Here is a 9,125-nt window from a genome sequence, read left to right on the forward strand (position 1 = left end):
CTCATCTCGAACGTCCTTCCCTGCTGCTCATGCACTGCCCTCCCGAAAGTCGCCTCAGTCATGCTCCTGGCACCCCCGGCGCTGCCCAGACGACGTCGATCCGGGCCTCCGGGCTGCCGGTTCCCCGGGCCGCGGCGGTGACGCGGCGCTGACCGGTCCGGGGCGCGCGGCGCACTCCAGTGCCGCTTCGAGGTCCGCCTGCAGGTCGGTGACGTCCTCGACGCCCACGGACAGCCGGACCAGGTCGGCCGGGACCTCCAGGGCCGTGCCTCGCACGGAGGCGTGGGTCATCTTGGAGCAGTAGCAGATGAGGGACTCGACCCCGCCGAGGCTGACGGACAGGGCGAACAGCTCCGTGGACTGGGCGAACGCCCGTGCGGCGGGCTCTCCCCCGCCCAGCCGCACGGACACGATCCCGCCGAATCCGTCCATCTGCCGGGCCGCCAGCTCGTGCCCGCGGTGCTCCGGCAGCCCGGGGGAGTATACCTGCCCGACCGCCGGGTGCTCCCGCAACCAGCCGGCCAGCTCCGCGGCGTTCGCGCCGTGCCGGTCCATCCGCAGGCCCAAGGTCTTCAGTCCCCGGGCCGTCGGCGCAGTGTCCGTCTGTGCTGTGTCGTTCAGGAGGGTCATCTCAGCGCGCCTCCCCGGTCAGGGCCGAGGCCGGTACGGTGGCCAGCGCCCGGTCGAGGTCGGCGATCAGGTCCTCGGGACACTCCAGTCCGATGGACAGCCGGATCGTGGTCTCAGCGATGCCTGCGGCCCGGCGTTGGTTAGGGGTGAGCCGGCAGTGCGTCATGGTCGCCGGGTGGCTGACCAGGGAGCGCACGTCCCCGATGTTGGCCACGAGCTGGAACAGCTCCAGAGCGTCGATGAACGGGCCGATGGCCTCGGAGCCGGCGGCCAGGTCGAAGGAGAACACCGAGCCGGTGCCGTGCGGGAAGTCCCTCTCGGCGAGGGCGGCGCTGGGGTGTCCGGGGATCGCCGGGTGGTGGACGCGCCCGACGGTGGGGTGCCGGGCCAAGTGCTCGGCGACCGTTCGCGCGGTCTCCTCCTGCCGGGCGATGCGGACGCCGAGGGTCTCCAGGCCCTGGATGAACTGGGCGGCGCTGGCCGGGGCGAGGGAGGGGCCGAGGTCGTGCAGGAACTTGCTGCGCGCCAGCGCCAGGTAGGCGCCGCGGCCGTGCCGGTCGATGAGTGCCTGTCCGCCGTAGCGGGCCTTGGGCCGGGTCAGTTGGGGCCACCGCTCCGGGGCTGCGCCGTAGTCGAAGGTGCCGCCGTCCACGATCGCCCCGCCGAGGACGGCCCCGTGCCCGCCGATGAACTTCGTGGCGGAGTGCACCACCACGTCGGCACCATGTTCCAGTGGCCGGTACAGGACCGGCGTCGCCAAGGTGCTGTCCACCACGACCGGGACCCCGGAGGCGTGGGCGATGTCCGCCAGCGCCGGCAGGTCCGGCACGGTGGCCAGCGGGTTGGTGATCGACTCCAGGAAGAACGCGCGGGTGTCCGGCCGGATCGCCGCGCCCCAGGCCTGCGGGTCGGCCGGGTCGGCGAAAGTGACCTCGATGCCGAAGTCGGCGAAGGTGTCCGTCAGCAGGTCCACCGTCCCGCCGTAGAGCTGGCTGGAGGCGACCAAGTGCTTACCGCCGTGGAGCAGGGTCAGCAGAGACAGCGCGACGGCGGCTTGTCCCGTGGCGGTGCCGATGGCCCCGATCCCGCCCTCCAGGGCCGCCAGTCGGTTCTCGAACACGGCGACCGTGGGGTTGCCCGTGCGGCTGTAGGTGAACCCGGGGGTCTCCAGCCGGAACATCGAGGCGGCCGTGGCGTGATCGGGGAAGCGGTAGGCCGCCGTCTGGTGGATGGGCACGGCCACCGGCCAATAGGGGGCCTCGGGCTCGTAGCCGGCGTGGACCTGTTGGGTGGCGTGGTGATTCACTCGATCCTCCATCGGTCCTGGCGGTAGCACCGTGCCCGCCGGTCCCGGTGTCCCAGGGTCGGCTGACTGGTTGCTGCGGCGTCATCGAGCCAGATCTCTCGGCCGCTCTGGATGGTGTGGTGCGCTCATCCCACTCGATGGACGGCTCTATAGTCCAACGGACGGTGGGGTCGGTTGTCACAAAACCACACGTCGGGACATATTCGGGCCGGGCGATCGCGCTCGGCCGCTTCGGCCGACGTCGGGCCGGGTTTGTGACAGGTTATGACGGCCGGCCGCCCGGCCCTCATCGTGGGCTCAGTGATGTCCCGACGGAAGACCAGGGCGTCGTCGAGGGCGTTGTGCGCGGAGAAGATGACGCCCGCCTGGGGGTGGCGTCATCAACGGCGTGGTGAACGGCGTCAACCGGATCCCGGGAGCCGTGCACGGAGCCATCGGATTCGTCCTCCGGCACCACAGGAGGGCTCTCCCCGGCCCCGCTCTTCGGCCGTGGCAACCCGCGGCGTATGACCAGCCTCAACTGCATTATCGTTCCCGCGGGCAATGTCCGGTAGCCGGCCATATGTAAAGCAGCCCCGGTCGCTATGAGTCTTTGGAGCCCTCAGCTCCTCGAGCGTTCTTCTTCCGCTGTTCCAACCAGCCGAAGACGGCGGCCACCATGGCTAGGGCGGCCGCAGCAGGGAACTCCCGTCAGGTCTTGGGTGTGCTCGGGTTTTGTGTCCTGGGCCGAGCTGCGGTGCCGGCACGGCGGTCATCGACGCCCGACGGGGCTCCAGGGGCGTTGGCGTTCCGGTCCCTGCGCAGGCATCTGCGGTTCGCGGCGACACGGCCCTTCGTCCTGGCTTCATGGGATGGACGGTGGTCGTGGAGACAGGAAAGGGGCGGGATGGCCCCCCGGCCAGTCCCGCCCCGCTGTTCCCTGCCTCAGACCGCATCCCCCAAGGAGTGTCGGATCCCCCCGGATCCGTGGAGTTCTCGGCCTGTCCCAGAGATCAAGGGGTCATCGAAAATCCCCTTGTCAGAAGCAACAATTGCCGATGCACCGTCCTAGGGCAAGACCACCCGGGGTCCGCGCGTTCACAACCAGCCACAAAGGTGTGTGATCGCGAACACAGGTCGGGGCAGTCGCCGCTCGGCTCCGAGTGCCGGGAAGGGCGCAAGTGGTGGCAGCCAGAGGGCCGGGGCCGGAACGAGGAATCGCCACCGGGCCGGGGCCGGGTGGCGATTCCTGGGGTGACGTCAGGCCGTACGGCTCGGCGTCGGTGATCTCACGAGGAGATCAGCGTGTTCTCACGCAATGACGGAGATGTTCGCGGCCTGGGGGCCCTTGGGGCCGTCCTGGGTCTCGAACTCGACGCGCTGGTTCTCCTCGAGGGAGCGGAACCCGCCGGAGTTGATCGCGGAGAAGTGCGCGAACACGTCCTTGGAGCCGTCCTCGGGGGTGATGAAGCCGAAGCCCTTGTCGGCGTTGAACCACTTCACGGTGCCAGTAGTCATGGGGAACCTGTCTTTCTGAAGAAACGGAGCGTCCCCGACGATCGGGGTGCTCGGGCGTTGCGATGCCTGCCAAAACGTCTTCTCAGAAAAACTGCCGTACCCGGATCCGGGCGAACTGCTTGAACTGCAAGAACGAAACTTCAACAACTGGACTCCACTGTACGCAGGCCAATCCGAATGCGCAGTGACAGGCGACACCTGAGGCCTCGGTGCCGCCGCCCACGGTCTACCCAACACCGTTTCCGGGCCGCGGGGTGCAAGACCTGCAGAGGGGTGGTCAATCCGCGGCGTCGGAGCCCTCGCGGCGGAGCAGCTCGGAGACGTAGGGGGCCCGCAACGGAGGTCGCCGGTCGATGAGCTCATTGACAGCGTGGGCCAACAAGTCACGCTGAAGGGCGGGCAGGTCCAAGCAATGGTGCAGGTAGGCCTCGACCTCGACCTCCCCGGCACTGCCGCCGAGGGTGAAGTAGTGGAACCACAACTGCTTCACCTCGATGCCGGCCCGGCCGATGACCTCGAGCAGCAGGCGGGCTTGTTCTGCCCCGATACCGTCGTCATCCACGGGTGCCCCTCACCCTTCCGGATCCGGGCGGCGCTCCAGGATCTGGCGGGCGACCTCGGCCATAGGGCGGCCCTGGGCTCGCGAGGCCGTGAGCAGCACGCAATGGGCGTCATCCGGGTCGGTGGCCCGTTGTTCCATCAGCATCCCGGTGGCCCGATCGACCGCCTGCCGATCCTCCAGCCCGGCCTGCAACTCGGCACTGAGCCGTTGCGGGGCGTCCGCGGTCTGGGCCGAGCCCAGCAGGGTGGCCGCCGCGACGGCCAGCAGGCCCAGCTGCTGCTCCTCGTAGCCGGTGAAGGCATCACCGACGGTGGCGTAGACCTTCATCGCCCCCAGGCACCGGTCCTGGAACACCATCGGGACACTGATCATCGACAGGATTCCCGAGGCGGCGGCAGCCCTCGACCACTCCGGCCACCGGTCGTCGTCGGTGGTGTCGTTGACGCGCTGGGGGGTCGCGGTGGCCCAGGCGCTCAGGCACGGGCCGTTCCCGAGGTCGTATTGGAGGGCGTCGGCGGCCTCCACGAGATGGCCGGTGGCCCCTGCACTGGTCCTAGTGCCCTGGGCGTCGAGCAGGGAGACCCCGGCACCAGCGGCTACGGGGATGAGGTCCCGGGCGACCTGGGCCAGCTGGTGCACCGCGGCCGCAGCGTGCTCCTGAGACAGCAGCATGTCTTGGATGCGGGCGAAGACCGCGGTCAGCTCCGTCGCGGAGGATTCGGACTGCATGGGGACCCCTCTCGGTCCGACGGGGCGGGTCGGGTCCGCTGCGCATCGTGCGCTGTCGTGGCGGCCTCGATGGCCGGTGGTTTCTCGCACGATGGTGGCCCCTTCTCTCAGGGATACGCCGGTCCGCACAGGGCCGGTCAGCCGGTGAATGATCACGGAGCCGGCGCCGCTTCTGGTGCGGTGGCTGCCCCGGGTCGGGGCTCTGACGACGTGGGCGGCCTTCAGAGATAGTGATGCCCGCCTCGGCACGGGGTGGCCGAGCCGAGGCGGACCTCACGAATCGTGCTGGTGCCTCACCCCACCCGGAAGCTTCCGCTGACCTGGAAGCACGAGTTACCGGGGTCTGCGACCGCTTCAGGCGGCGTGGGCAGCCGAGGCGTGGCGCAGGCGGTGACCCTCGGTGGGGACCAGCTTGGGGAGCCCGCTGCTGGTCTCGCGCACCCACAGCACACCGAGGTGGGCTGCCACCTGGCTCACGGTGCCGGCATGGCGCAGGTGGTGCTCATCCCACACCTCGATCGGGTCCCCGGGGTGCACCCGGGCCAGGTCGTGAATCCATCGATCAGTGGTGGTCATGATGCGTCCTGTTCATGTCGTGCGGTGAGGTGTGATGCGTTGCCCGCGCCCCGGCGATCCAGACCCTGAAACAGGGCCCGGATCCCCGGAGCGGACGAGCGCTCAGGCGGAGTAGGACTCGCGGCTGCCGGACTTGGCCAGTCCGCGGGACGCCAGGTAGCCGATGGTCAGGTAGGTGATGTACTCCATGGCCTGACGGGCGTCGAACAGGTCGGCGCCGTCCTCGGCCCCGCCGTCACCGACCAGGATGGCGGTGACGACGATGGCCGCCAGCACGCCGAGGTAAGCGATGAACTCGGTGGTCTTGGTCGCGGCCTTGGTCTCGGTGGCGCGACGGGTCGTGTGCTCGGCGCCGGTGGTGGCGGGGGTGGCGGTGTGGGAAGCAGTGTTCGTCAAGGGATTCTCCTGAAAGAGGTAAGGGGGTACCGGATTCGGCAGGGCTCCGGACAGCAGATCGCCGTCGGCGCAGTCAGTGGAGGGCGGGGGACGCAGTGTGCTCGACGTCTTGCCTACACCGTAGACTGTACGTGTAGACTGCGAATTAAGCAAAGCCCCCTTATCGAAGGATTCCGATCACTGTGCCTCCCCCCACTGACCCCGTCCCCGACACCGTCGAGGACCCCGCACCGACCCCCCGGGCCAAGGCGCGCCGGCCGCGGCTCAGCCGGGAGGTGGTGCTCACCGCGGCCCTGACGCTGGTGGACGCCGAGGGCCTCGACGCCTTGAGCATGCGCCGGCTGGGCCACGAGCTGGGCCGGGACCCGATGGGCCTGTACCGCTACGCGAAGAACCGGGCGGACCTGCTCGACGGGATCACCGAGCTGGTCCTGGACCAGCTGGTCATCCCCACCGACGGGGCCGACTGGCAGGAGCAGCTGCGCGCCACCGCCCACGACTTCCGCGACCTGGCCCTGGCCCACCCGCACGTGGTGCCGCTGCTGGTGACCCGGCCGCTGTCCACCCCGCTGGGACTGCGCCCGCTGGGCACCCTGCGCCCGCTGGAGAACATCCTGACCCTGCTCATCGGCGCCGGCTTCACCCCGGAAGACGCCCTGCACGTCTACCGGGCCTACTACGGGTACCTCTACGGGCACATCCTCAACGAGCTCCAGGAGATCGTCGTGGACGAGCAGGAGAACGAGGACCTGCTGCGCCTGGGCCTGCACCGCCTGCCCGCCCGCCAGTTCCCGCTGCTGCGCTCCATGGCCTCGGTGCTGGCCGACTACGACGGGGCGGCCGAGCTCGACCAGGGCATCACCATCCTCCTGGGCGGACTGGCCGCCCAGCTCCACCCCGCACCGTCCACCCCGACCGCGGCGTCCCAGGGCGGCGCGGCACATCCCGACCAGCTCGAGGCCTCACCCGCTGATGCTTGACCCGCTTGATCCCTGACCTGTTCGACCCGTAGCACCCAGGAGTTCTCATGACCACCATCGCCTCAGAGCAGACCGGCAACAATGACTTCCGGGCTCAGCCCGAGACCGGTGCCGCACTGCCCGCGCCGAGCATGACCCAGACGCCCCTGCGGACACCGGGCAGCCGCCTGGGCCCTCAGGAGGACTTCCCGGAAGACCTCACCAGGCTGGGCATGGCGGACCTGCAGGTACTGCACTCGAGGATCACCCGCCAGCTCGACCACGACTGGCTCACCGACCCGGTTGGGCCCCATCCAGTCACCATGGACCGGGGCCTTGAGTTGGCCGCTGAGCTGGACGCCCGCGACACCGCATGAGAGCCCATGACCCCGCTCGAACCCTCACCGACAGGCACACCATGAACACCATTCCCGCCGCAGACCCCACCGACACCACGGGTCCCACGGCCCGCCGGTTCGACGCCATCTGTGTGATCTTCAATCCGCACAGCACCGGGGACGCCCCGGCACTGGCCGCGAAGCTGCGCGACCAGCTGCAGGAAGATCTGCCCTATGCCCCGGAGATCCGGATGCTGCCCACCGAGCACGCCGGGCACGCCGTGGACCTGGCGGAGGCGGCGAGCACCCCCAACGCCCTGATCGTCTCGGTCAGCGGTGACGGCGGCTACAACGAGGTCATCAACAGCGTCATGTCCGCTGAGTCCACCGATACCGTGTGCGCGGTGGTCCCGGCCGGCAACGCCAACGACCACCAGCGCACCACCGCCCGCCAGCCCCTGGCCGAAGCCGTCGCCGAAGGCCACGTGCGGAAGATGGACCTGCTGCACCTGTCCACCGGGAACGGGGCGGAGGCCGTCTACGCCCACTCCTACATCGGTTTCGGGCTGACCCCGGTGGTGGCCATCGACATGGAGAAGGGCAACAAGGGAGCGCTCAAGGAGATGGTCTCGGTGGTGCGGACCTTCGCCCAGTTCCGGCCCTTCCGCATCCAGCACACCGACGGGACCCGCCAGAAGATCGACAGCCTCGTCTTCGCCAACATCCCTCAGATGGCCAAGGTCGCCACCCTCAGCGAAGCCCAGGACCGGCCGGCCGACGGGAAGTTCGAGGTCATCCTCTTTCCGCACGCCGCCAAGTGGAAGGTGCTGCTCAAGGCCGCCCGCGCGGCCACCACCGGGCTGGGGGATCAGCCCAGCGTGGCCCGCTACGAGTTCATCGCCCTCAAGCCGATGCCCTACCAGCTCGACGGGGAGGTCCGCTCCGTCCCGGCCCACACCCAGGTCCGCGTCGAGTCCGCCCCCTCGGCCCTGACCGTCATCGGCTGACCGGCACCCAACCGTTGCTCCGGTGCCCCGTCCAGCCCGAAGACCAAGCCCCCGAACCCAGTCCTAGCGACACGAACGCAACACTCCAGTACTACGCACCCGCCGAAAAGGGAACGTGCTGAGCATGGTGGCGGAGTTCGAATCCGACTTAATCCGGATGCGCACCCGCGAGGGCATGGCCATCGCTCGAGCCAAAGGCCGGTTGCGCGGGCGGCAGCCCAAGCTTTCCGCGCTGCAGCGCCGGCACCTGCTGTCCTTGCACGAGAGGGGCGAGCATTCCCTGGCGGAGTTGTTCGGGGTGGCCCGCTCCACGGTTTACCGCACGATCCAGCGGGAGTTGGCCAAGCGCACCGGCTGAGACCTCAGCTGACTGTGGAGGGCAGTTCCCGGATCCGCCGGTAGAGCGTCGCTCGGGACATGCCGAGGTCCCGTGCGACCTGGGTGGCCGGCTCTCCGCCATCAATGAGCCGCAGCGCGTTGCGGATCTGGGAATCGGTAAAAGTCTGACGGCGCCCGCCGAGATCTTTGCCGGCGGCCCGGCGTTTAGCCACCGAGTCGGTGATCCGCTCCCGCTTGATCTCCAGCTCCATCTGGGCCAGCGCGGCCATGACCGTGAAGACCATCGAGCCCATCGGAGTAGCAGTGTCCACGTCTCCGCCACCGAGATTGAGTACCCGTAGCCCCGCACCTCTCCCCCGCAGGGCCTCGGCGAAGGTCAGCATGTTCTGCGTCGACCGCCCCAATCGGTCCAACGTGGTGACGACCAAGGTGTCCCCCGACTCGAGCGCAACCACCGCACGGTCGAACTGCGGACGCAATGCACGCCCCCCAGACACTCCACTGTCGACATAGAGGTCATCGCGCCGCACCCCGGCATGCAGGAGGTCAGCCACTTGACGGTCGGCGTCCTGCTGACGCGTCGACACCCTGGCATACCCGATTAACTTCCCCACGTCCACCTCATCTGTCTCGCAACTGACGTTGAGTATCCGATTCTAGGGGCATGGATAAAGCACAAGGATGCGAGACACTCAGGTCCCCGGAAACATGCGGGTGTGACTGTCGACGGTAAATGGCGGTGTTCTGGCAGAGGTAATTGGCGGCTGTGGTACTCCTGTGGCCTCA

The 9,125-nt window shown here is 68.9% G+C and carries 10 protein-coding genes, 2 pseudogenes and 1 riboswitch; of the genes and pseudogenes, 4 read left to right on the forward strand and 8 right to left on the reverse strand.

Annotated elements, in window-relative coordinates; genetic code table 11:
• Positions 1–54 precede the first annotated feature (54 nt).
• The 7 genes and pseudogenes from RF640_RS17540 to RF640_RS17570 all read right to left on the reverse strand — a co-directional run.
• Positions 55–588, reverse strand: a pseudogene (locus RF640_RS17540) (PLP-dependent transferase); the annotation flags it as partial.
• Positions 589–631: 43 nt separating this feature from the next.
• Positions 632–1,936 (reverse strand): O-acetylhomoserine aminocarboxypropyltransferase/cysteine synthase family protein, encoded by a 1,305-nt coding sequence (locus RF640_RS17545; RefSeq protein WP_062733815.1) that lies wholly within the window; start codon positions 1,934–1,936, stop codon positions 632–634.
• Positions 1,937–1,941: 5 nt separating this feature from the next.
• Positions 1,942–2,054, reverse strand: a riboswitch (SAM riboswitch).
• Between the two features lie 1,172 nt (positions 2,055–3,226).
• Positions 3,227–3,433: a cold-shock protein gene (locus RF640_RS17550; RefSeq protein WP_284564010.1), complete on the reverse strand. Its 207-nt coding sequence runs from the start codon at positions 3,431–3,433 to the stop codon at positions 3,227–3,229.
• Positions 3,434–3,710: 277 nt separating this feature from the next.
• On the reverse strand, positions 3,711–3,995 hold the full coding sequence (locus tag RF640_RS17555; protein WP_284564009.1) for a hypothetical protein: 285 nt from the start codon (positions 3,993–3,995) through the stop codon (positions 3,711–3,713).
• A 9-nt stretch (positions 3,996–4,004) separates the two neighbouring features.
• Positions 4,005–4,724, reverse strand: a complete 720-nt coding sequence (locus RF640_RS17560; protein ID WP_284564008.1) for a GAF and ANTAR domain-containing protein — start codon at positions 4,722–4,724, stop codon at positions 4,005–4,007.
• 354 nt (positions 4,725–5,078) lie between these two features.
• The gene (locus tag RF640_RS17565; protein WP_284564007.1) at positions 5,079–5,300 is read right to left on the reverse strand and encodes a hypothetical protein; all 222 of its coding nucleotides are present in this window, start codon (positions 5,298–5,300) and stop codon (positions 5,079–5,081) included.
• A gap of 102 nt (positions 5,301–5,402) precedes the next feature.
• Positions 5,403–5,696 (reverse strand): hypothetical protein, encoded by a 294-nt coding sequence (locus RF640_RS17570; protein WP_284564006.1) that lies wholly within the window; start codon positions 5,694–5,696, stop codon positions 5,403–5,405.
• Positions 5,697–5,971: 275 nt separating this feature from the next.
• On the opposite strand from RF640_RS17570, the gene RF640_RS17575 reads away from it, so the two are divergent.
• From RF640_RS17575 to RF640_RS17590, 4 genes and pseudogenes are all read left to right on the forward strand, one after another.
• The gene (locus RF640_RS17575) at positions 5,972–6,676 is read left to right on the forward strand and encodes a TetR/AcrR family transcriptional regulator C-terminal domain-containing protein (protein WP_284564055.1); all 705 of its coding nucleotides are present in this window, start codon (positions 5,972–5,974) and stop codon (positions 6,674–6,676) included.
• 47 nt (positions 6,677–6,723) lie between these two features.
• Complete coding sequence (locus RF640_RS17580) at positions 6,724–7,032, forward strand: hypothetical protein (protein ID WP_284564005.1); 309 nt, start codon at positions 6,724–6,726, stop codon at positions 7,030–7,032.
• A 41-nt stretch (positions 7,033–7,073) separates the two neighbouring features.
• The gene (locus tag RF640_RS17585; protein ID WP_284564004.1) at positions 7,074–8,000 is read left to right on the forward strand and encodes a diacylglycerol kinase family protein; all 927 of its coding nucleotides are present in this window, start codon (positions 7,074–7,076) and stop codon (positions 7,998–8,000) included.
• A 112-nt stretch (positions 8,001–8,112) separates the two neighbouring features.
• Positions 8,113–8,358 (forward strand): annotated as a pseudogene (locus RF640_RS17590) (recombinase family protein); the annotation flags it as partial.
• A gap of 4 nt (positions 8,359–8,362) precedes the next feature.
• Here the strand turns inward: RF640_RS17590 and RF640_RS17595 are convergent.
• Positions 8,363–8,953 carry a recombinase family protein gene (locus tag RF640_RS17595; protein WP_368828499.1) on the reverse strand — a complete coding sequence of 197 codons (591 nt, stop codon included), beginning with the start codon at positions 8,951–8,953 and terminating at the stop codon, positions 8,363–8,365.
• Positions 8,954–9,125: the final 172 nt, after the last annotated feature.

It is taken from the genome of Kocuria sp. CPCC 205231 (genome assembly GCF_040980965.1).
GTDB lineage: Bacteria > Actinomycetota > Actinomycetes > Actinomycetales > Micrococcaceae > Kocuria > Kocuria rosea.